We start from the raw sequence: 21,147 nt of genomic DNA on the forward strand, positions 1-21,147 counted from the left end.
AACATTCGTCGCAGTCGAGAAACGGGTCGGGAATTTGCACATGTCAGGCACTGTCACGAATGATCAATTGTCCCGAAAACCGGCAAAGATCCGTTGTGTCGGACTCGCCCTTCAAAACCTGCACCAACCCTTCGGCCATCGCGGAAATCGGTTGCCGATAGGTGGTCAGCAAATAATGCGGGCTGGCCGCTTGGGGTACGTCGTCAAAGCCGGTCACGGCAATGTCCTGGGGTACTTTCAGGCCCAACTCATAGCGGATCGCGTCGACGGCCCCCATCGCCAGCGCATCGTTTTCGCAAACGACGACGTCAGGCCTGGCGTCTGTCGTGCTGTTTCGCATGCGATCCGCGACAGATTGGTAGGCCAGCGCCGGATCGTAACTGCCGACGGAAATGAAATCCGGCCTGTCCCCATTGGCCTCATGCCACAGTCTGACAAATGTTTCCTTCCGCATCAGGTGGGCGGATTGAGTCTGCGGACCGGCCAGAAACAATGGCCGCCGATAACCCTTGCGGATGACGTGGCCAGTGATCTCTGTCATCGCTGACCGGTCATCACAGCAGATCGAAATCGTGTTGGGGTTTTCAGAGCTGCGCGCAAACACGATCAGCTTTTTGACACGGCGCGCGCCAAGCGCCGCAGCCAGTTCCTGATCGTTGAAGTTCACACCGATCAGCACGGCCGCGTCCACTCTGCGCTGGCTGGCATTCATCAAAGCCGCAGAGGCATCGTTTTCGTCCAGAGTGTTCACCAGCAACGTATCCCAACCATTCTTGCGCAGGATGCGAGTCAGCCGCTCCATCATCACCAGCTTGTGCGGGTTGGCGAAATCATCGACCAGAAGTGCAACAAGGTTGCTTTTGTCCGACGCGAGGCTCGCCGCCAACAGATCCGGCGCATAGCCAAGCTCTGTCGCGGCTTCGAGAACCTTCTTTCGGGACTTGGCAGAGATCGAGGCGTCTTTCTTGAACGCCCTGCTTACAGTCCAACGGGACACGCCTGCCAGTTCCGCGACATCGTCGGCAGTGATGCTGTCTTGTGCGACATTTGATGGCATGTTCCGCGCCTCCTTATTGTCAGGCTAGCTGATTAACCACCCAGCCTCCAGAACATTTGCACCCGCGTGCAGTTTTTTGTTGCACGCGTGTGCAAAAATTGCCACCATGGCCCGCAACAACAGGATTCGGGGGAAACATGCTGAATATTGGGCTTCTGGGCGCGGGCCGCATCGGCAACGTACACGCACGGGCCATTTCGGCACATTCGGGTAGCCGCTTGGTGGCCGTGTCTGATGTGACTGCGGAAAACGCGAACAAGCTGGCAGCGGAATTCGGCGCAAAGACGCAAAGCTCGGATGAAATCATTGCCGATCCCACAATCGACGCGGTCCTGATTGCCACCTCCACGGACACCCATTCGGATCTGATGGAAGCAGCCACCGCCGCCGGAAAGGCCGTGCTTTGCGAAAAGCCCGTTGATCTAAGTCTGGAACGTGCGCAAGCCTGCCAACGGGCCGTTGCAAAGACCGGCATGCCGGTGATGATCGGCTTCAACCGCCGGTTCGATCCCAGTTTCGGGGCGCTCAAGGCAGCCTTGGATGCGGGCGAGATCGGCAAGGCCGAGCTTTTGTCGATCACCTCATTCGATCCCGCACCGCCGCCAGTCAGCTATATCAAAGTGTCGGGCGGGTTGTTCCGGGACATGATGATCCACGATTTCGACATGGCAAATTTCATCATGGGCGACGCACCGGTTTCGATCAGCGCGGTGGGCAGTTCGGTCGTCGATGCGGCGATCGGCGCGGCTGGGGATGTCGATACAGCCGTGGTCACGCTGAGCTACGCCGATGGCCGGATCGCCGTTATCAAGAACTCGCGCCGCGCCGTTTACGGCTACGATCAACGGGTGGAATTACTGGGGTCCGAAGGCTTGCTACAGGCGCAGAATATGCTGGAAAACACGGTGGTTAAATCGACAAGTTCAGGCGTTACAGGAGCAAAGCCCACCTACTTTTTCCTGGAGCGCTACATGCCCGCCTACATTGCCGAATGGTCGGCATTTGTCGAGGCGGTCACGACCCGATCCCCCATGCCTGTCACGTTGGATGACGGCGTCACCGCACTGGCGATGGCAGAGGCCGCCACGCGTTCCGCCAGAACGGGCGCGCCGGTCAAGCTGTCAGAATATTGTTGAAACCGGTTGCAATGTGGCCGAAGTTCGGGATCAGAAGGAGGTAGATCAGCGTTTCAAGCCAAACATAATCCGGCAAAATCCGGATAAGCCGGGGACTGCTTGCGGGCTTCGGCTTGGGGTCGGGATGGCCCGCATTACCATAACTCATTGGGAGGAAGACAATGAACACTCTATTGAAAGGCGCACTGGCAGCCAGCGCGATTGCACTGACAACACCGGCATTCGCTCAGGACATCGTTGTGGTGTCACACGGTCAGGCAAATGACGCGTTCTGGAATGTCGTCAAAAACGGCGTGGAGCAGGCCGGCAAGGATACCGGCATCAACGTCGATTACCGCGCACCGGAAACCTTTGACATGGTGGCCATGTCCCAGCTGATCGACGCGGCGGTAAATCAGGAACCTGACGGGCTGATCGTGTCGATCCCCGACGCGGATGCGCTGGGGCCGTCAATCGAACGTGCGGTTGCGGCAGGTATTCCGGTGATCTCGATCAACTCGGGTTCTGACGTCTCCAAAGGACTTGGTGCCCTGCTGCATGTCGGTCAGGATGAATTCGACGCAGGCAAGGCCGCGGGCGAGAAGCTGGCCGAGATGGGCGGCACAAATGGCATTTGCGTGAACCACGAGGTCGGCAACGTCTCGCTTGACCAACGCTGCGACGGGTTCGCCGAAGGTTTTGGCGGTAATGTCACCGTTCTACCCACCTCCAACGACCCGACTGAAATCGAGTCGAAAGTCAGCGCCGCGCTGGCGTCGGATGAAAGCGTCGACACCGTGATGGCACTGGGTGCCGGCACTGCGGGCGAGCCATCGGTTGCCGCGGCCAAAGCATCGGGCCGCGACGTCAACGTGGCTTCGTTCGATCTCTCAGCCAACTTTCTGCAATCCGTGGTGGATGGCGATGCGGCCTTCGCGGTCGACCAGCAGCAATTTCTGCAAGGCTACCTTTCGGTCAATTTCATGGCGCTGAATGCGAAATACGGCCTGATGCCGGGCGGCAACGTGCCATCGGGTCCAAACCTGGTCACGTCCGACAAGGCCGCACAGGTTGTAGAATTGTCGGCGCAGGGCATTCGCTGATCCAAGTCTGACGGAGTAGACCAAAGGGCTCGGCATTTCGGTCCCGACCCCGTGGAACCCAAGAGGATCACATGGAAAATTCATCTACCCCACCCGTCGATGAAAGGGTGAAATCGCAACCCTTCTTCGCAAAACTGATGCAGCGGCCAGAGCTGGGCGCGATTGCCGGTGTCATTCTTGTCGTCATCTTTTTCTCGATCACTGCGGACGGGTCCATGTTCAGCCTGTCGGGCTTTATGAACTTCATGTCTCCGGCCTCTCAACTGGGTATTCTGGCAATCGGTGCCGCGCTGTTGATGATTGGCGGCGAGTTTGACCTGTCCATCGGGTCCATGGTCGCTTTTGCGGGCCTGTTCTTTGCCGTCTGCGTGATCAACTGGGGCCTGCCGCTGGCGGTCGCAATCCCGCTGACATTTGTCTTTGCAGGCTGTGTCGGCGCGATCAACGGAACCATCGTGATCAGGTCCGGGCTGCCATCCTTTATCGTGACACTGGCGTTTCTTTTCATCCTGCGCGGCCTGTCGCTGGTTGGCCTGAAGGCCGCAACCGGCGGGTCCACCCAGCTACGCGGCGTGCGTGACGCAACCGAGACAGACTGGCTGACGCCATTCTTCTCGGGCGATGCCTTTCCCGGCCTTTTCGCTTGGCTGGCCGAAAACGGGTGGGTCGAAACCTTCAAGAACGGCACCCCGAAAGTGCCCGGCATCCCGGTGGAAATCCTGTGGTTCGTGGTGATCACCCTACTGGCCACTTATGTTCTGCTGCGCACGCCTGCGGGCAACTGGATCTTCGCGGCCGGCGGTGACACCACTGCGGCCTCCAATTCCGGCGTCCCTGTCACGCGGGTCAAGGTGTCTCTCTTCATGCTCACGGCCTGTTGCGCGGCGCTGGTGGCCATTATTACCGTGATCGACGCAGGTTCGACCGATGCCCGCCGTGGGTTTCAGAAAGAGTTTGAAGCCATCATCGCCGCCGTGATCGGGGGCTGCCTGCTGACCGGCGGCTACGGGTCTGCCATCGGGGCCTTTTTCGGGGCGATCATCTTCGGCATGGTGGTGATTGGCCTGACCTACACGGATTTCGATCAGGATTGGTTCCAGGTTTTCCTTGGTGGCATGTTGCTGATTGCAGTCCTGTTCAACAACGCGATCCGCAAGCGCGTCACGGGGGAGCGTTGATATGACTGATGACAGCACATTCCACCACGGCGACGCCACGAGTGCAGCGCCCATTGTCGAAATGAAGAATATCGAAAAGCATTTCGGCAATATCATCGCGCTCGCCGGGGTCAGCTTTGATGTCCGCCCCGGTGAATGCCACTGCCTTCTTGGCGATAACGGTGCTGGCAAATCGACCTTCATCAAGACGATGTCGGGCGTTCACAAGCCCACGAAAGGCGAGATCCTGTTCGAAGGCAAACCGATGAGCTTTTCCACCCCGCGCGATGCGATGGAGGCCGGGATCGCCACGGTGTTTCAGGACCTTGCCATGATCCCGCTGATGAGCGTGACCCGGAACTTTTTCATGGGACGCGAACCCACAAAGGGAAAAGGCCTGCTGAAAAGGTTCGATATCGACTATGCCAACGAGGTCACGATGACCGAGATGCGCAAGATGGGCATCAACCTGCGCGGTCCCGATCAGGCTGTGGGAACCCTGTCCGGCGGCGAGCGTCAGACCGTCGCCATCGCCCGAGCGGTGCATTTCGGTGCCAAGGTTCTGATCCTGGACGAGCCGACCTCGGCGCTGGGGGTGCGGCAAACTTCCAACGTGCTGGCGACCATCGACAAGGTGCGCAACCAGGGCATCGGCGTGGTCTTCATCAGTCACAACGTGCGCCATGCGCTGGCGGTGGGGGATCGGTTTACCGTGCTCAACCGGGGCCAGACGCTAGGCACCGCGAAACGCGGCGATATCTCCCCCGAAGAGCTTCAGGATCTGATGGCCGGTGGACAAGAGATGGCGGCGCTTGAAGGGTCGCTTGGCGGTACGGTCTGACCCGCCACTGGCAAGGATGAACCATGCGCCCTCCCGCAGCGGGGAACTTGGCGCACGGCCCGCTAGGTGGCCGTCCTGACAGCCCCTCGCGAAGCGGTTCGCACCGTTTCAAGACACCGCTCGGCTGATGCGTCTGCATCCGGGTCGAGCATCTGAGTTTCCGCGCTTGGGCGTTTGAATGCGCTTGACCGTTTTGAAAGGCAAAGACTGTGAAAACATTTGATCTGATCACGATTGGCCGGTCATCGGTGGACCTTTACGGTGGCCAGGTGGGTGGCCGGTTGGAGGATATGCGGTCCTTTGACAAATATATCGGCGGCAGCCCCACCAATATTGCCTGCGGTACGGCGCGGCTGGGGTTGAAATCCGCCGTCATCACCGGTGTGGGTGACGAACATATGGGCCGGTTCATCCGAGAGGAACTGGCGCGCGAAGGCGTCGATACAACGGGCGTCAAGACCGATCCCGACCGGCTGACGGCGCTGGTATTGCTCGGCATCCGCGATTCCGACAGCTTTCCGCTGATCTTCTACCGCGAGAATTGCGCCGATATGGGGCTGACGGTCGATGATATTGATCCGGATTTCATCACCTCAGCGCGGGCCGTCGTGGCCACCGGCACCCATCTCAGCCACCCGAAGGTAGAGGCCGCGACGCTGAAGGCGCTCGAAATTGCCCGCGCGAACGACATGCAGACCGCGCTGGACATCGACTACCGCCCCAATCTGTGGGGCGTGGCCGGGCATGGCGACGGCGAAAGCCGCTTTGTCGCCAGCGAAAAGGTCACGGCCAAGTTGCAATCGACGCTGCATCTGTTCGATCTGATCGTCGGCACCGAAGAAGAGTTCCACATCGCAGGCGGCACCACCGATACCGTCGCGGCCCTGCGTGCCGTGCGCGAGGTGTCGGCCGCCACGCTGGTCTGCAAACGCGGCGCTGCCGGTGCCGTGGCCTTTACCGGTGCGATCCCCGACAGCCTTGACGATGGCGAGGCCGGACCGGGCTTCCCGATCGAGGTGTTCAACGTGCTGGGCGCGGGCGACGGGTTCATGTCGGGCCTTCTCAAAGGTTGGCTGGACGGCGAGGATTGGCCCACCGCGCTGAAATACGCCAATGTTTGCGGTGCCTTTGCGGTCAGCCGCCATGGGTGCACCCCCGCCTATCCGTCCTGGGACGAGATGCAGTTTTTCCTGAAACGCGGCGTCCTGCGCCCGGACCTGCGCAACGATGCGGAACTGGAACAGGTCCACTGGTCCACCAACCGTCGGGGGGACTGGTCGACGATGCGGGTCTTTGCTTTCGACCACCGAATGCAGCTTGAGGAGATCGACGGCTACACGAAGGACAAGGGCGGCGCATTCAAGTCGCTGTGCCTTGAGGTGGCGCGCAAAGTCCAGAATGGCAAGCCGGGATACGGCATCCTGTGTGACGACCGGATCGGCCGCGATGCGTTGCACGCGGCCAGCGGCTCCGGGCTTTGGGTCGGACGGCCCACCGAATGGCCCGGCTCGCGCCCCCTGACGCTGGAGGCAGAGCTTGGCCCCGATCTGGGCGGGCTTGGCGAATGGCCGCGCGATCAGGTGGTCAAGGTGCTGTGCTTCTGCCACCCCGATGATGATGCGGCAATCTGGGCCGATCAAGAGGCGACAATCCTGCGCCTGTTCCATGCCTGCCGCCGCAATCATCTGGAATTCCTGCTCGAAGTGATCCCTTCGAAAGTGGCACCGATTGACGATGACACGACCGCGACGCTGATCCAGCGCTTCTACGACCTTGGCGTCTATCCCGACTGGTGGAAGCTGGAGCCGCTCAAGACCGAAGCCGCCTGGACAAAGACGGTCGAGGCCATCACCCGCAACGACCCACACACGCGCGGGATTGTCGTGCTGGGCCTTGACGCGCCCGAAGAGGAGTTGGCGGCAAGCTTCAAACTGGCCGCGCGGTATGATCTGGTCAAAGGCTTCGCGGTGGGCCGGACGATCTTTGGCTCAGTCGCGCGCAGTTGGATGGCGGGCGAAATGCCGGACAGCGACGCGGTAGAGGAAATGGCCCGGCGCTACGCCCGGCTTTGCGAGATCTGGGATGCGGCGCGCATCGCAGCAAAAGGATAACGACGATGAGCAAGACAATCAGACTGACCGCTGCGCAGGCGATGGTGCGCTATCTGACCGCACAGATGACCGAGACGGGCGAGCCGTTCATCGCCGGTATCTGGGCGATCTTCGGTCATGGCAACGTCGCGGGCATCGGCGAGGCACTGCACGGCGCGCGCGACCAGATCCCTACCTGGCGCGGCCATAACGAACAGACCATGGCGCATGCGGCGATCGCCTATGCCAAGCAGTCGGGCCGCAGGCGGGCGATGGCCGTGACCACCTCTATCGGGCCGGGCGGCACCAACATGGTTACGGCTGCCGCACTGGCGCATGTGAACCGCATTCCTGTCCTGTTGATCCCCGGTGACGTGTTTGCGCATCGCGGCCCCGATCCGGTGCTGCAACAGATCGAAAGCTTCGGCGATGGCACGGTCACGGCCACTGACACGTTCAAACCCGTCAGCCGCTATTTCGACCGGATCTCGCGGCCCGAACATCTGCTAACCGCCCTGCCCCGCGCCTTCCGCACCATGACCGATCCGGCAGATTGCGGCCCGGTGACGCTGGCCTTTTGTCAGGACGTACAGGCAGAGGCTTATGACTACCCGATCAGCTTCTTCGAGCCAAAGATCTGGTATCAGCGCCGCATTCGCCCCGACATGGGCGAGTTGGACCGCGCGGTGGCCGCCATCAAGGCCGCGAAAAACCCGGTAATCGTTGCAGGCGGAGGCGTACATTACTCTGGTGCAACCGAAGCGCTGCAAGCCTTTGCCGAGGCGCATGACATCCCCGTGGCCGAAACGCAGGCCGGGAAATCCGCACTGGCCTGGGACCATCCGCTGAACCTTGGACCCATCGGGGTGACAGGTGGCGACCCGGCCAACAAGATCTGCGAGAGTGCCGATCTGGTACTGGGCGTGGGCACGCGGTTTCAGGACTTCACCACTGGATCTTGGGGGCTGTTCGCCAACCCCGCCCGCGTGCTGATCAGCCTGAATACCGCCGCCTATGACGCTGAAAAGCACGGTGCCATGCCGGTGCAATCCGACGCTTTGGTCGGGTTGGAAGAACTGACATCCGCGCTTGGTGCCTATAAGGCCGACGCGCTTGCCCCCGACCTGAAGGCGGATTGGTTTGCAGCCGTCGATGCCCTGACCGATGCGCCGACCGACGGCAACGCGCTGCCCACGGATATGCAGGTCATCGGTGCGGTGCAACGCGCCGCCAATGACAACACCGTTGCCATGTGCGCGGCCGGCACGATGCCCGGCGAATTGCACAAGCTGTGGAAAGCCCCCCGCCCCGGTGCCTATCACATGGAATACGGCTTTAGCTGCATGGGGTACGAGATCGCGGGTGCGATGGGCATCAAGATGGCCCAGCCCGACCGTGACGTGATCTGCTTTACCGGTGACGGCACGTACATGATGGCCAATTCCGAAATGGCCACCGCCGCGATGATGGGGATCAGGTTTACCGTCGTGGTGACGGACAATCGCGGGTATGGCTGCATCAACCGGCTGCAGATGGGCACCGGCGGGGCAGAGTTCAACAACCTGCTGGATCACACGATCCACGAGACGCCTTCGGCCATCGACTTTGCGGCGCATTCCCGCGCGATGGGCGCGACCTCGGTCAAGGTCGCCTCGATTGCCGAACTGGAAGATGCGCTGGCCAAACGCGGCGACATCAGCGGGCCTTATGTCATTGTCATCGACACGGACCCCTACCCGTCCACCCCCAATGGCGGCACATGGTGGGAGGTTGCCGTGCCAGAGGTCAGCACCCGCCCGGAGGTCAATGAAAAACGCGCGGCCTATGAGGCGGCCCTTGAGAAAAGAAAAACCCAATGAGCGTCCGGATCGGGATCTCTCCCATCGCGTGGCAGAACGACGACCTTCCGGATCTGACGGCGGGTTTCACGATGGAACAGGCGCTGCAAGAGGCGCGCCAGATCGGCTATACCGGTGTGGAACGGGGCCGCCGGATGCCGCAGGATACCGACGGGCTGCGCCATTACCTCGCCGCCAGTGACATCGCGCTTTGCGGGGGCTGGTGTTCGGGCAATCTGATGGTCTCCACCGTGGCCGAGGAAACAGAGGCGGTGTGCCAGCAGGTTTCGCAATTCGTGGCCCTCGACGCGCCCTGCCTTGTCTATGCGGAATGTTCCAACACCGTGCAGGGCCAGATAAACACGCCTGTCAATGACAGGCCCAAACTGTCGCGCGATGAGATCACGGGTTATGCCGCCAAGCTGTCCGACGTTGCCAAGTGGATGGCGGACCAAGACTTGGTGCTGGCCTATCATCACCATATGGGCTCGATGATCGAGGATCAGGACGACATCGACTGGCTGATGGAAGGCAGCGCGGACGAGGTGACGCTGTTGTTCGACACCGGACATTTGCACTTTGGCGGGGCCGATGTGATGGCGACGCTGGACAAATGGGGGCACCGCGTGCGGCATGTTCATTTCAAGGATGTCCGCCCGGACGTGACAGCCAGAATTCGCGCCGAAAACCGCAGCTTTCTGGACGGTGTGATTGCGGGTGCCTTCACCGTACCGGGCGATCCGCAAGGCTGCGTCGACTTTCAGGCCGTCACCGACGCGCTGGCAAGGATGGACTATGCGGGCTGGATCGTGGTGGAGGCCGAACAGGATCCGGCCAAGGCCAATCCCTGCGAGTATTCCAAGCTGGGCTACGACCATATCGTCGAGATTTGTGGCAAATCCGGCCTGACCATCGACACCAGAACCTGAAGGAGCCCCCCATGGCGGACCTGCAACGAAAACCCTTCGGCACGCGCGGCAAGGTGCATGCGATCACCCCCGAAAGCGCGGGCTGGCGCTATGTCGGCTTCTCGCTGTACCGGCTGAAACCGGGGGATACCGCCGCAGAGGCGACCGGCGACAATGAGGTGATCCTTGTCATGGTCGAGGGCAAGGCAAGGATCACTGGCGCGGATCAGGATTGGGGCGAATTGGGCGAGCGCATGAACGTGTTCGAGAAATCCCCGCCGCATTGCCTCTATCTGCCCAATGGAACCGACTGGCGGGCCGAGGCCACAACCGATTGCGTGATCGCCGTCTGCGCGGCCCCCGGCAAAGGCGGCCACGCGGCGCGGCGCATCGGCCCGGAGGGTATCACCCTGACCGAACGCGGCAAGGGCACGAACACGCGCCACATCAACAATATCGCCATGGAAAACGAGGATTACTGCGACAGCCTGCTGGTGACAGAGGTGTTCACCCCCGCAGGCCACTGGTCCTCCTACCCCAGCCACCGGCATGACGAAGACGATTTTCCGCGCATCACCTATCTCGAAGAGACCTATTACCACCGCCTGAACCCCGCTGACGGGTTCGGCATCCAGCGGGTCTACACCGACGACCTGCAATTGAACGAAACCATGGCCGTGGCGGATGGCGATGTGGTGCTGGTGCCGCGCGGCCACCACCCCTGCGGCGCACCCTACGGGTTCGAGATGTACTACCTCAACGTCATGGCAGGCCCCTTGCGCAAATGGCGCTTTGTTCCGGCCCCACCGGTCGCATGGATCATGGAGCGCGACGCGTGATGAAAGACCAACGGATGCGCCAACCGTTCCAGCTTGCGGCCTGCGCCGAGATGCTCTGGCAGGACAGGCCAATGGATTGGCGCGCGGCGCGCCTGACCGAGATGGGCTTTGGCGTCGGCCTTTGGAACTGGCCCGCCTGGGATCTGGACGCGCTGGAAAGGACAGGTGCAAACTTCACCATTATGAACGGCTATCTTGAAGGTCGGCTGGCCGATGAGGAAGGCACCACCATGCTGCTGGCCTCTGCGCGCGAGGCCGCGCAGGTCGGCAAACGTCTGGGCGTGGACCGGCTGAACCTGCATGGCACGGGGTTGGGCGATGGCGGCATCCCGATCCGGCAACAGGAAACTGTCAGTGGCGCGATGTGGCTGAAGGCCAGGGATACGCTGCACCGTCTATGCGATCTGGCAGAGAAAGAAGACGTCGTTTTCACACTGGAAAACCTCAACGCGCTGGATCACCCCGGTTGCCCGTTCGCCAGCACGGCGGACGTACTGGCGCTGGTCTCTGCGGTGGATCGACCGCAATTGCGGATCAATCTTGACCTCTACCACACGCAGATCGGCGAAGGGAATCTGATCCGCTGGTGTGAAAAATGCCTGCCATGGATCGGCGAGATACAGGTCGCTGACAATCCGGGCCGTTGTGAGCCGGGCACCGGAGAGATCAACTATGCCGTGGTTGCACGAGCGCTGATCGGGTTGGGGTATCATGGCCCGGTCGGGATGGAAGCCTTTGCCGCAGGTGACCCTGACACCGCACTGGAAGCGTTCCGACTCGCATTTTCAGCAGAACCGTCAGTTGACTAGGCGGGAAACCGTTCTGGCCGCGCCCGGTGCTAACCCGAGGCCGCGCGTGACGCAATGAACCGCTTGCCCAACTCCAGCGTGTAGCTCTCAAGCTCTGACAGCACGGTATCAGCGCCAATTGCGTCGCGGGCCTCTACCGCATCCGTCAGCCTTGTATGCAGCCGAACGATCTGAGACCGCGACCGGGCGCTGAAGGTGATCATGTTCATCAAGGGCTGCATCGCCTCGACCGCACCGGCAAGCTGATAGGACAGGATCGGATTGGCCGCCGCATCCACCAGCGCGCGGTGCAGGGCAACATCCGACGCACAGAACGCCTCGTCGCTGAGGTCGGGCTGGCTCTGGCGGTGAATCTCTGCCCGCATCGCCGCCAGATCATCGCCTGTCCGGCGAAGCGCAGCCAGTGCCGTGCAGGATTTTTCCATCGCGAAGCGCGCTTCGCAGGCGATGTCGAAATCCACCTCGTTGATCGACAACAGCAGGGTCGAGGCCGTCGCGTGCAACGCTTGCGCTTCCTTGTAGGACAGGCGTCGGACGAAAGCCCCGCCAAATGCCCCGCGTTCGGTGCGAATAAGCGATTGCGCCGCAAGCCGTTTCAACGCCTCGCGCACTGTCGGGCGCGACACTGCGAATGTCTCGGCCAGATCCGACTCTGACGGCAGACGGTCATCGGCCATCAAATCTCCGGCCAGAATGGAATCGCGAATTGCCTTGGCAATCTGCGCGGGCAGGTCTGGTGGTTGATTTCGCTTGTCTCTTTTCATTTGTCTTACATTTAAATGTCAGGCATTTTGTTTTCAAGCTTGATCGTCAGATGCAGGACAGGAAGGAGGGGCCATGCTCGCATTGCGTATCAGATCACTACGCGGCGCGCACTGGCTTGCCTTTTTTGGCGCTACGATACTGTGCTGGGCGGTGCTGTTCCGCATGGCCATCCCGTCAGATTTGCGAAGCCTTGAGGCGACCTACGGCGCGTCCTTTGTCGAATTGCTGTGCAGCGGCGGGTTCGGCGCGTCCGGCTTTGCATCCGCATTCGCGATGTGGGCGCTGATGAGCGCCGCGATGATGGCACCCACCGCCCTGCCCGCCTTTGCCACCTATGAAGATCTGGGCCGCATCACCCCGACGGGTCTGGGCAAGCTGTTGAGCGGTTATCTCACAGCATGGATCGGGTTTTCCGTGATCGCCGCGATGGCACAGGTCAGCCTCTACGATCTGGGGTTGATCGGCGGGTTCGGGCAAAGCCTTTCCGTACCGCTGACGATGGTTCTGCTGATCGGCGCGGGCCTCTATCAATTCAGCGCAATGAAAGACGCCTGCCTGTCGCGCTGTCGCGCACCGCTGACATTCTTCATGCAATATTGGGACGAAGGCCCGTATCGCAACGGATTGCGATTGGGGCTGGATTGCGTCGGCTGCTGCTGGGCGCTGATGCTGCTTGGATTTGTCGGCGGCACCATGAATCTGGCCTTCATGGGTCTGGCCATGGTTCTGATGACGCTGGAGAAACTGCCCGACCTTGGCCGCTATTTGACCAAACCGCTTGGCGTCGCCCTGATCGCCGCCGGGCTTGCGATACCACTTTTCTGAAACCGAGGAGCCCCGCAATGGCATTGGACGCCACCACCATTCCCGACTGGACGCTCAAGGGAGAGCTGATCCTGAACTGCAACTGCACGGTGTTCTGCCCTTGCGTTGTCAGCCTTGGCAAACATCCCCCGACAGAGGGGCATTGCCAGACCTGGGGCGGCGTCCGCATTGATCAGGGTCAACACGGCGAAACCGACCTCGCGGGCCTGAATGTCGGTCTGATGATCGAGATCCCCGGCATGATGTCGCGCGGCAACTGGAAGGTCGCGTTGTTCATCGACGACCGTGCGACAGACGCGCAATATGACGCGCTTGTCTCGATCTTCAGCGGTGCCTCGCGCGGCACGACCGGCTTGTTCAAGATCCTGGTCAGCGAGATTTTGGGCCATGAGCGTCAGCCTGTCACCTACGAGACCGAGGGCAAGACACGTCATATCACCGTCGGTCGCAAAATTCAGGGCGTGGTGACGCCGGTCGGCGGCAAGGATGAGGACAAGGATCTGGTCATCACCAATACGCAATACTGGATGGGCCCCGATATCACCGTGGCCTCTGCGCAAAAAGGCAAGCTGCGGGCCTATGGCCGGGTCTGGGATTTCGACGGACGCTCGGCCGAGATCTGCCAGATCGACTGGCACGGGCCGCGCTGAACCAGCGACAGCAGTCGCACGCAGCAAGACCACATAAACGGCCGGGGCGCCCGATGGCCTGCGCACCGGACCCATTCACAAGATAACTGGCTTTCAGGAAAGGACACCATGTTCAAGGCTCTGCTTGTTGAGAAGAATGACGAGGGCAAGACCTCTGCCTCGGTTCAGGACATCAGCGAAGATCAATTGCCCGAGGGCAATGTCACCGTTGCGGTCGAGTATTCCACCGTCAACTACAAGGACGGGCTGTGCATTGGTCCCGGTGGCGGGCTGGTGCGTACCTATCCCCATGTGCCCGGCATCGACTTTGCCGGGACGGTCGAGACATCGGAGGACGACCGCTACAAGCCCGGCGACAAGGTTGTCCTGACGGGCTGGCGCGTCGGCGAAAACCGCTGGGGCGGCTATGCCGAAAAGGCGCGTGTGAGCGCCGATATGCTGGTGCCCCTGCCCGAGGGGCTGACGACCCGTCAGGCGATGGCCGTGGGCACCGCAGGTCTGACCGCGATGCTGGCAGTGATGGCTCTGGAGGATCAGGGGCTGAAGGATGGTCCGCTGCTTGTCACCGGGGCCGCGGGCGGTGTGGGGTCGGTCGCGACCGCGATCCTTGCCAATTTGGGTCACGAGGTCGCCGCCGTTACCGGGCGTCCCGAGCAGGAGGATTACCTCAAGAGCCTTGGTGCCACCCAGATCGTTGCGCGGGAAGAGCTGACCGAGGAGACGCGCAAACCGCTGGAGGCAGAGCTTTGGGGCGGGTGTGTGGATGCCGTCGCCGGAGCCATGCTGGGCCGGGTGCTGAAGCAGATGAAATATGGCGCTTCCGTTGCCGCGATCGGCCTTGCCGGCGGGGCCGCGATCGAGGGCGCGCTGATCACGCCCTTCATCCTGCGCGGCGTCAACCTGCTGGGCATCGACAGCGTGATGCAGCCATATCAGAACCGCGTCCGCGCGTGGGGCCGGATCGCCAAGGATCTGCCGATGGACAAGCTGGAGGCGATGGTACAAACCGCCACGCTTTCGGACCTGCCGGGTCTGGGCAAAGACATCCTGAAAGGTCAGGTCAAGGGGCGGGTGGTCGTCGATGTAATCGCCTGACGGGCGACGCGGGGTGAACGTGTAGGGCGGCGACCGGCGTCGCCCCGCACGGTCAAATTACCGACCGGCATGTCATCAATCCAGCGCGACACGTTTCCGGCCACGGCAACATCGCGCATGGAAAACCAAATGCCACCCGAAAAGGGGCAACGGGGTCACTCGGAAACGCCCAGAAGCCGCATGGCGTTTTCCTTCAGGATCAGCGGGCGCACCTCGTCCTTGAAATCCGCCTTGTCGAAGGCGTTCAGCCATTTCTCGGGCGAGATCATCGGCCAGTCAGATCCGAACAGCATCTTCTTTTTCAGCAGGCTGTTGGCATAGCGCACAAGGATCGGCGGGAAGTATTTCGGCGACCAGCCCGACAGGTCGATATAGACATTGGGCTTGTGCTGGGCGACCGCCAGCGCCTCTTCCTGCCAGGGAAAGCTGGGATGGGCGGCGATGATGTTCATATCGGGAAAGTCCACTGCCACATCATCCAGATAGATCGGGTTGGAGTATTTCAGCCGCATCCCGTTGCCGCCACGCATCCCCGACCCAACGCCCGTCTGCCCGGTGTGAAACAGTGCCACGCAGTTATGCTCTGCCAGCACTTCATAAAACGGATAGGCCATCCGATCATTGGGATAGAACCCCTGCAAGGTCGGATGAAACTTGAAGCCCCTGACGCCATGGTCCTCCACCAGTCGCCGTGCTTCGCGCACCGCCATCTTGCCCTTCCACGGGTCGATGGACGCAAAGGGGATCAGGATGTCGTCATTCTGTTTGACCAGTTCCAGAACCTCGTCGTTGGAATAGCGCCGGTAGCCGGTCTCACGCTCGGAATCGACGGGAAAGATCACCGCCGCGATGTTCTGTTCGCGGTAATGCGCGGCGGTTTCGGGAATGGTCGGGGGATGTTCCCACGGGGCACCGAAATACCCTGCCATGGTGCGCTGCAATTCATCATAACCGTCATCGGTATGGCAGCCGCAGGGTTCTTCTGCATGGGTGTGGATATCAATCGCGCGGACCTTGGAAAAATCGACCATGGTTGCCTCCTTCAGACGCGGATCAGCGCCGGGTCTTCGTTGTCGTAAAGCCGCTCAAGCAGATCGGCGCGGCGCGTGATGACCTTGCGCACGTTGAGCGAGCCCTTGTCGGTGATCTCGCCGTCTTTCAGCGAGGGCGGTTCGGCCAGTACGATGGCACGGCTGATGCGCCTGGCAGAGCCTGTGGCGGCGTGGGCCATCTCGCGCAGGCGCTCTTCGATCCTGGCTTGCAGCGTGGGATCGATCACCGCGCCCTGCGATGTGTTATCGCCGCGCAGTTGATCGGGATACGGGATGATGAACATACCAATTGCGTCGCGGTCATGGCCGCAGATCACCACATCCTGCGCCAACCCGCGCAGCCCTTCCAGCGCGTCGATCCGCAGTTTGCCCGCCTGAACCCATGTCCCGGTCAGCAATTTGAAATCTTCGGACACGCGCCCGTCAAAGGTCAGCCCGCGATCCGGATCGTCGACATCGACAAAGCGGACGGCATCACCGGTGATCAGGAATCCCTCGTCATCAAAAGCCTGCGCCGTCTTGTCAGGATCGCCGTAATATCCCGCCATGATGTTGGGGCCCTTGACGCGCAGCTCGCAGCGCATTTCAGCGTCGGGAGTCAGCTTGATCTCGGTCCCCGGCAGCGGCACGCCGATCACCCCGGACCGTCCGATATGTTCATGCAGCATGATCGTGGCGGGCGCGGTTTCAGTCATGCCCCAGCTGGAAATCATCAGGGGCAGCTTGCCGCGCACCTCGCGCGCCATGTCCTCAAGCCCGGTCCAGACTTCTTGCGGAAGCGAAGCACCGGCATAGAAGATCAGATCGAGATCGCGGAAATATGCCTCGCGAAGCGCGGCGTTGGTCTTCATTTCCTGCACCAGCAAGGAAAACCCCACGGGCACGTTGAAGGACAATGTTCCGGGTTTTTCGATGATGTTGCGCACGGTATCGGCAAAAAGGTTTTTGGTCGGCTTGCCGCTGTCGATCACCAATGTGCCGCCATGGGCGAGCATCATGTTGACGTTATGCGATCCACCAAAGACGTGATTCCACGGCAGCCAGTCGCAGATCCGCGGCGGACGATCCTTGAGGAACGGCAGGACAGAGGCCATCTGCGCCTGGTTGGTACACATCATCTTCTGCGTGGTCAGCACACCTTTGGGATCCGAAGATGACCCCGAGGTGAAAAGGATCTTGGCCACGGTATCCGGCCCCACCGTGGCATGGCGGGCGTCCAGATCGACAGTTGCATCGCCATTCAGCAGATCAGCAAAGGCTGTCACGTCCCGAGGCGCGCCAGCGGGGTTCGAGGCGACAACCTCTACCCCGTCGAACTGCGGAAGCCTCAGGGCAGAGGCATAGCGCCCGGCATCGTCTGTGAACGCCATCGACGGTTTGACCTTGTCCAGAACATAGGTCAGCCGTCCATGTGCCTCGGGGGTCAACGAATATTGCTCGGCCAGTGGCACGGTCGGAACATTGACATGCTGCGCCCCGAAAGACAGCAGCGCGTGATCGACGGAATTGCCTGACAAGATGACGATGGGCGTGTCCTGCGTCAGCCCGCGCGCCAGCAGCGACGCCGCAACCGCCCGCACCTGCCGCAGCGCCTGCGCATAGGTGATCTCGCGCCAGTCATCGCCTGCCCGCTCGGACAGAAACACGCGGTCGGGCGCAGCACTTGCCCAGTGATGAAGCCAATCGGATGTACGGTCGACAACGGCGTCCAGCGGCACATTCGAGGTTAGAAAAAGATGAGACTTTTCGCGCCGCATTTCGACAGAATGGGGCACCAGCCTCAGACCTGTGACCGGGTCTTTCATTCGTCCGTTTCCTGCCGTTTCCGTGTCGCGCTGCGCGTCGCACGCACAAGCAATTCCCGAAGCGTGCGGATGTCCTCGACTGCGAGCTTGTCAAACAGCGCATCCTCATGCGATTGCACGGCACGCTCCGCATTTTGCCAAAGATGCCAACCCTGTGCTGTCACCTGCAACGCGTAGGCGCGGCGATCGGTTTCGACGGGCTTGCGGTCAATTGCGCCCAGGTTCTCCAGTTCGTCGACCAACACCACGACACCTGACCGCTTGATATTCAGCACTTCCGAGAGCTGTGTCTGAGAAATGCCTTCGCTGCCCAGCACCACTGCAAGCGCCGAGAACGTGCCGATCCGCAGACCAAAAGGTGCCAATGTTTGGGTCAAGTCGCCCTGTAATTGCATATAGGCCCGTTTTATGTTGTAGCCGACGAACTGACGCAACAACCTGTCAGACGGCTGGACCGAGATGTCCTCGTCAGTGTCACTCGATAAAGCCATTACGCTCCCTCTCCGGATTTTTCAGACGTCACTGGCAGGACGCCGGACGCTGATGGGGAGCACGGTCTGAATCGGTGCCTGCACCTGATGCCGTCGTTTCATCGGCCGCCACGAAACCCCTCCGGAAATCAATAGGTGCTCAAATATATTGTTATGACAGTGAACATGTTTAATCAATCAATCTTTCAAGTACTTATCGGACAACATCGCGGATGACACGCCAAGCGTCGGCACGTCCTCCGGCAACTTGTTGCGAGGTCCACCAACGGACCGAAATTCTCTGATGATGCGTTGCAACTGACGAAAGACCTTAGGTCGCGAAATTGGTAGCGACCGTCACCTATTCGGGCAGACAAGCGACCACGCAACATGACGACCCAGCCCCCTCACAACCCCAAGTGTTATGAGACTCGCAATATTCGCCGCGATAGTTCATAATTTATGGGGGATTAACATTAACAGCTATGTATATAGATTCTTTCAATCTTCAGAGTCGCCCATTCGCGATTGTGCCGGATCCGGATTTTCTGGTTTGGACAACGCAGCATAAAACTGTCTACCAAAAACTAGTGCGGAACGTCCTGACCGGCGCGAACATGACCCTGTTCACCGGTGAGGTGGGTTGTGGAAAAAGCACCATCCTTCAGGCACTTATGAAGGCGACCGAGATCGAGAAAGGGCGTCGCGTTATCCTGATTTCAAGCCGCCTGAACTCAGCCAGAGAAGTCCCTCAACAAATCCTGTTGAGCCTGGGAAAACCATTCGCGGACCGCTCGACCGAAGAATTGGCGGCATTTGCGATAGCCGAGATGGCCAGAACGGCTGCGGAACAAATGCCGCCGCTGCTGATTATCGACGAGGCCCAAACCCTGGCTGACGATGCAGCACTCTTGTTGGCTCATATTGCATGGGACGAGCCACGAGCAGACTTGCGCTGTTCGATCATTCTTGCCGGACAACCCGAACTTCGGAAGCTTGTCGCACGGGCGTCGATGAAGCCCCTTGCCGACATGATCGACGATCGGATTCAGGTGCAACAACTGCCTGAGGACGAAATTGCCGCCTATGTCGAGGGGCGGCTTGCATTGGCTGGCTATGCAGGCAATCGTCTGTTCGAAGGCGATGCGCTAGACGAGATATATGCATATTCGCGAGGCACGCCACGATTGATAAACAAGCTGTGTGATCTGGCGCTTTTCTGTGCGGCGAAGCAGGGCCGCAGAACAATTGACGCGGCCTTTATCCGTGAAGTGCAAGAGGAGTGGAGCCCACCTGGCGGTGCCCGGATCACCTCGGATCATTCGCACCCGTCACGGGATATCAAACCGCTGTCGTCACCGCCCTCGTCAATTGCGCGCGATGGTTCGAAGGTTGCGCCTCGTCAGCCAGCCGCACTACCAAAGCTGCCGAAAAAGATTGCGGCAACCGCACCGGGAACAAGCGAACGGCCGTCAGAAAGCACTTCGCCCTCTGACCCCAAGACGCCGCACGGTCAGGTGGTAGAAATATCGCCCGTCCCTGAAGCCGAAAAGCTGTCTGAAAACTCCGATCCATCGCCCCTGCCCCGTCGCCGCAAGACACGGCTGGTTCTGGGTGGATTGGCTGCGGCGGCCTGCGCCGTTCCCTTCGTTCTTGTTCTGAACCTGATAAATGATCCGATACAAGAGCCACCGACCGGATCGATCCAGCAGGCCGGCAATGCGACGCGGTTACCGGTGCCCACCACCACCAAAGAGCCCATTTCAGCGCCCGCTCAAACAGCTATTGCGCCTGCACCCGACACGGGTACTCAGCCGGCGGCACAGGAGCTGAAAATCCTGAAACAAGCCATCGCTGCGGCCAAGGCAGAACAGCAGGCGTTAGAGGCTGAACTTGCGCGGCAATTACAAAACCTTGAGGCAACACCTTCGGCAACGGTCAGCCACGATGTGCAGCGTGAGGACGTCACAAACCGCACAGCACAGACCCCGGACAAGGTTCCTGGGAAGGATGCACTGCAAAGCAGACCCGACGCAGGAGGCGCAGATACACCCGATCCGGCATCCGATCTGGCCGCCGTGTTCGAACCAAAAAGACCACCAATTGGCAGGGTCGATGCCACGCAAGCGGTGTCCAGGTCCACGATCCAGCCGCTCGGGCCGGATGGCCTGTCAAAGACAGAGCCACCGAAACCCGCGCGGCTTGAACCTGTGCGCCTGACGACGAATGACGAAGAGCGGCTGCGTTATTTCCGCGCCGGGCTGGACAGCGCCAGCCCCAGGGACAGCGCGATCAATTATACGCGTGCGGCGTTGCGGGGACATCCGCGCGCCGCCGAATATCTCGGTCAGTTGTTTGATACCGGTGATGGTGTGGCGCTTGCCTCGGAGATTGCACAACGCTGGTACGCGGTTGCCGATGACGCCGACACGGTGTTCCAGACAGAGATCGCGCCGGGCAGCATCGCGGCCGGGCAGCAAAGCGTTCGGCCACTGACAGTTTTCGTGACGGACGGGACTGCTGAATTTATCTGGGAGGGCAATGCCGACCTGTTTTCAGTCGAATTGGCCGATCAAGATAAAACACTCATCGGCCTTGCAGCCTCGCCATTGACCGCACTTAGCGTGAAGCTGCCGGAACAGGCTGCGTTCTGGCGTGTGACGACAGGATCAGGTGCGTCCTTTGACTGGCAAGCCATCCCATTCCAGAACGACTAAGCCCCCCGTGA

The 21,147-nt window shown here is 60.6% G+C and carries 18 protein-coding genes; 13 read left to right on the forward strand and 5 right to left on the reverse strand.

The window, feature by feature from the left end:
- Positions 1-43 precede the first annotated feature (43 nt).
- Positions 44-1,057: a LacI family DNA-binding transcriptional regulator gene (locus ACN0WV_RS17025; RefSeq protein ID WP_084354417.1), complete on the reverse strand. Its 1,014-nt coding sequence runs from the start codon at positions 1,055-1,057 to the stop codon at positions 44-46.
- Positions 1,058-1,194: 137 nt separating this feature from the next.
- On the opposite strand from ACN0WV_RS17025, the gene iolG reads away from it, so the two are divergent.
- The 9 genes from iolG (at position 1,195) to ACN0WV_RS17070 (ending at position 11,757) form a co-directional block, all read left to right on the forward strand.
- Positions 1,195-2,193 (forward strand): inositol 2-dehydrogenase, encoded by a 999-nt coding sequence (iolG, locus tag ACN0WV_RS17030; RefSeq protein WP_417607365.1) that lies wholly within the window; start codon positions 1,195-1,197, stop codon positions 2,191-2,193.
- A 161-nt stretch (positions 2,194-2,354) separates the two neighbouring features.
- A complete protein-coding gene (locus tag ACN0WV_RS17035; protein ID WP_084354421.1) occupies positions 2,355-3,275 on the forward strand; it encodes a sugar ABC transporter substrate-binding protein in 921 nt (306 codons plus the stop codon).
- A 71-nt stretch (positions 3,276-3,346) separates the two neighbouring features.
- Positions 3,347-4,453 carry an ABC transporter permease gene (locus ACN0WV_RS17040; RefSeq protein WP_417607367.1) on the forward strand — a complete coding sequence of 369 codons (1,107 nt, stop codon included), beginning with the start codon at positions 3,347-3,349 and terminating at the stop codon, positions 4,451-4,453.
- 1 nt (position 4,454) lies between these two features.
- Positions 4,455-5,273, forward strand: coding sequence for an ATP-binding cassette domain-containing protein (locus tag ACN0WV_RS17045; RefSeq protein ID WP_084354425.1), 819 nt, complete (start codon positions 4,455-4,457; stop codon positions 5,271-5,273).
- A gap of 209 nt (positions 5,274-5,482) precedes the next feature.
- The gene (locus ACN0WV_RS17050) at positions 5,483-7,384 is read left to right on the forward strand and encodes a bifunctional 5-dehydro-2-deoxygluconokinase/5-dehydro-2-deoxyphosphogluconate aldolase (RefSeq protein WP_417607369.1); all 1,902 of its coding nucleotides are present in this window, start codon (positions 5,483-5,485) and stop codon (positions 7,382-7,384) included.
- Positions 7,385-7,389: 5 nt separating this feature from the next.
- Complete coding sequence (iolD, locus tag ACN0WV_RS17055) at positions 7,390-9,222, forward strand: 3D-(3,5/4)-trihydroxycyclohexane-1,2-dione acylhydrolase (decyclizing) (RefSeq protein ID WP_417607371.1); 1,833 nt, start codon at positions 7,390-7,392, stop codon at positions 9,220-9,222.
- Positions 9,219-10,130, forward strand: a complete 912-nt coding sequence (gene iolE, locus ACN0WV_RS17060; RefSeq protein WP_417607373.1) for a myo-inosose-2 dehydratase — start codon at positions 9,219-9,221, stop codon at positions 10,128-10,130. The genes iolD and iolE overlap by 4 nt, the downstream gene beginning before the upstream one ends.
- 11 nt (positions 10,131-10,141) lie before the next feature.
- On the forward strand, positions 10,142-10,948 hold the full coding sequence (gene iolB / locus ACN0WV_RS17065; RefSeq protein ID WP_417607374.1) for a 5-deoxy-glucuronate isomerase: 807 nt from the start codon (positions 10,142-10,144) through the stop codon (positions 10,946-10,948).
- Entirely contained in the window at positions 10,948-11,757 is an 810-nt protein-coding gene (locus ACN0WV_RS17070; protein ID WP_417607375.1) for a TIM barrel protein, read from the forward strand. The genes iolB and ACN0WV_RS17070 overlap by 1 nt, the downstream gene beginning before the upstream one ends.
- A gap of 29 nt (positions 11,758-11,786) precedes the next feature.
- Here ACN0WV_RS17070 and ACN0WV_RS17075 read toward each other — a convergent pair whose 3' ends face one another.
- Entirely contained in the window at positions 11,787-12,521 is a 735-nt protein-coding gene (locus tag ACN0WV_RS17075) for a FadR/GntR family transcriptional regulator (protein ID WP_417607377.1), read from the reverse strand.
- A gap of 73 nt (positions 12,522-12,594) precedes the next feature.
- Between ACN0WV_RS17075 and ACN0WV_RS17080 the strand changes: the two genes are divergently transcribed.
- The 3 genes from ACN0WV_RS17080 (at position 12,595) to ACN0WV_RS17090 (ending at position 15,092) form a co-directional block, all read left to right on the forward strand.
- Complete coding sequence (locus tag ACN0WV_RS17080) at positions 12,595-13,347, forward strand: DUF2182 domain-containing protein (RefSeq protein WP_417607379.1); 753 nt, start codon at positions 12,595-12,597, stop codon at positions 13,345-13,347.
- A 17-nt stretch (positions 13,348-13,364) separates the two neighbouring features.
- The gene (locus ACN0WV_RS17085; protein ID WP_084354438.1) at positions 13,365-13,997 is read left to right on the forward strand and encodes a DUF1326 domain-containing protein; all 633 of its coding nucleotides are present in this window, start codon (positions 13,365-13,367) and stop codon (positions 13,995-13,997) included.
- Positions 13,998-14,105: 108 nt separating this feature from the next.
- Positions 14,106-15,092 carry an MDR family oxidoreductase gene (locus ACN0WV_RS17090; RefSeq protein WP_417607381.1) on the forward strand — a complete coding sequence of 329 codons (987 nt, stop codon included), beginning with the start codon at positions 14,106-14,108 and terminating at the stop codon, positions 15,090-15,092.
- A gap of 155 nt (positions 15,093-15,247) precedes the next feature.
- Here the strand turns inward: ACN0WV_RS17090 and ACN0WV_RS17095 are convergent, their stop codons facing one another.
- The 3 genes from ACN0WV_RS17095 to ACN0WV_RS17105 are packed head-to-tail and all read right to left on the reverse strand — an operon-like array spanning position 15,248 to position 18,440.
- Complete coding sequence (locus ACN0WV_RS17095; RefSeq protein ID WP_417607382.1) at positions 15,248-16,123, reverse strand: amidohydrolase family protein; 876 nt, start codon at positions 16,121-16,123, stop codon at positions 15,248-15,250.
- Positions 16,124-16,134: 11 nt separating this feature from the next.
- A complete protein-coding gene (locus ACN0WV_RS17100) occupies positions 16,135-17,949 on the reverse strand; it encodes a feruloyl-CoA synthase (protein WP_417607384.1) in 1,815 nt (604 codons plus the stop codon).
- Complete coding sequence (locus ACN0WV_RS17105; RefSeq protein ID WP_417607386.1) at positions 17,946-18,440, reverse strand: MarR family winged helix-turn-helix transcriptional regulator; 495 nt, start codon at positions 18,438-18,440, stop codon at positions 17,946-17,948. Before ACN0WV_RS17105 ends, ACN0WV_RS17100 begins: the two co-directional genes overlap by 4 nt.
- 464 nt (positions 18,441-18,904) lie before the next feature.
- Between ACN0WV_RS17105 and ACN0WV_RS17110 the strand changes: the two genes are divergently transcribed.
- Positions 18,905-21,136, forward strand: coding sequence for an ExeA family protein (locus tag ACN0WV_RS17110; RefSeq protein WP_417607388.1), 2,232 nt, complete (start codon positions 18,905-18,907; stop codon positions 21,134-21,136).
- Positions 21,137-21,147: the final 11 nt, after the last annotated feature.

The organism is Primorskyibacter flagellatus (assembly GCF_048268605.1).
Lineage (GTDB): Bacteria > Pseudomonadota > Alphaproteobacteria > Rhodobacterales > Rhodobacteraceae > Primorskyibacter > Primorskyibacter flagellatus.

Excerpts from the sequence above, each read along its gene's own strand:
- ACN0WV_RS17090 (WP_417607381.1), top strand. The coding sequence starts at position 14,106 with ATGTTCAAGGCTCTGCTTGTTGAGAAGAATGACGAGGGCAAGACCTCT.
- ACN0WV_RS17085 (WP_084354438.1), top strand. The coding sequence starts at position 13,365 with ATGGCATTGGACGCCACCACCATTCCCGACTGGACGCTCAAGGGAGAG.
- ACN0WV_RS17070 (WP_417607375.1), top strand. The coding sequence starts at position 10,948 with ATGAAAGACCAACGGATGCGCCAACCGTTCCAGCTTGCGGCCTGCGCC.
- ACN0WV_RS17025 (WP_084354417.1), bottom strand. The coding sequence starts at position 1,057 with ATGCCATCAAATGTCGCACAAGACAGCATCACTGCCGACGATGTCGCG.
- iolB (WP_417607374.1), top strand. The coding sequence starts at position 10,142 with ATGGCGGACCTGCAACGAAAACCCTTCGGCACGCGCGGCAAGGTGCAT.
- ACN0WV_RS17110 (WP_417607388.1), top strand. The coding sequence starts at position 18,905 with ATGTATATAGATTCTTTCAATCTTCAGAGTCGCCCATTCGCGATTGTG.
- ACN0WV_RS17045 (WP_084354425.1), top strand. The coding sequence starts at position 4,455 with ATGACTGATGACAGCACATTCCACCACGGCGACGCCACGAGTGCAGCG.
- iolD (WP_417607371.1), top strand. The coding sequence starts at position 7,390 with ATGAGCAAGACAATCAGACTGACCGCTGCGCAGGCGATGGTGCGCTAT.
- ACN0WV_RS17095 (WP_417607382.1), bottom strand. The coding sequence starts at position 16,123 with ATGGTCGATTTTTCCAAGGTCCGCGCGATTGATATCCACACCCATGCA.
- ACN0WV_RS17040 (WP_417607367.1), top strand. The coding sequence starts at position 3,347 with ATGGAAAATTCATCTACCCCACCCGTCGATGAAAGGGTGAAATCGCAA.
- iolE (WP_417607373.1), top strand. The coding sequence starts at position 9,219 with ATGAGCGTCCGGATCGGGATCTCTCCCATCGCGTGGCAGAACGACGAC.
- ACN0WV_RS17080 (WP_417607379.1), top strand. The coding sequence starts at position 12,595 with ATGCTCGCATTGCGTATCAGATCACTACGCGGCGCGCACTGGCTTGCC.
- ACN0WV_RS17075 (WP_417607377.1), bottom strand. The coding sequence starts at position 12,521 with ATGAAAAGAGACAAGCGAAATCAACCACCAGACCTGCCCGCGCAGATT.
- ACN0WV_RS17100 (WP_417607384.1), bottom strand. The coding sequence starts at position 17,949 with ATGAAAGACCCGGTCACAGGTCTGAGGCTGGTGCCCCATTCTGTCGAA.
- iolG (WP_417607365.1), top strand. The coding sequence starts at position 1,195 with ATGCTGAATATTGGGCTTCTGGGCGCGGGCCGCATCGGCAACGTACAC.
- ACN0WV_RS17035 (WP_084354421.1), top strand. The coding sequence starts at position 2,355 with ATGAACACTCTATTGAAAGGCGCACTGGCAGCCAGCGCGATTGCACTG.
- ACN0WV_RS17105 (WP_417607386.1), bottom strand. The coding sequence starts at position 18,440 with ATGGCTTTATCGAGTGACACTGACGAGGACATCTCGGTCCAGCCGTCT.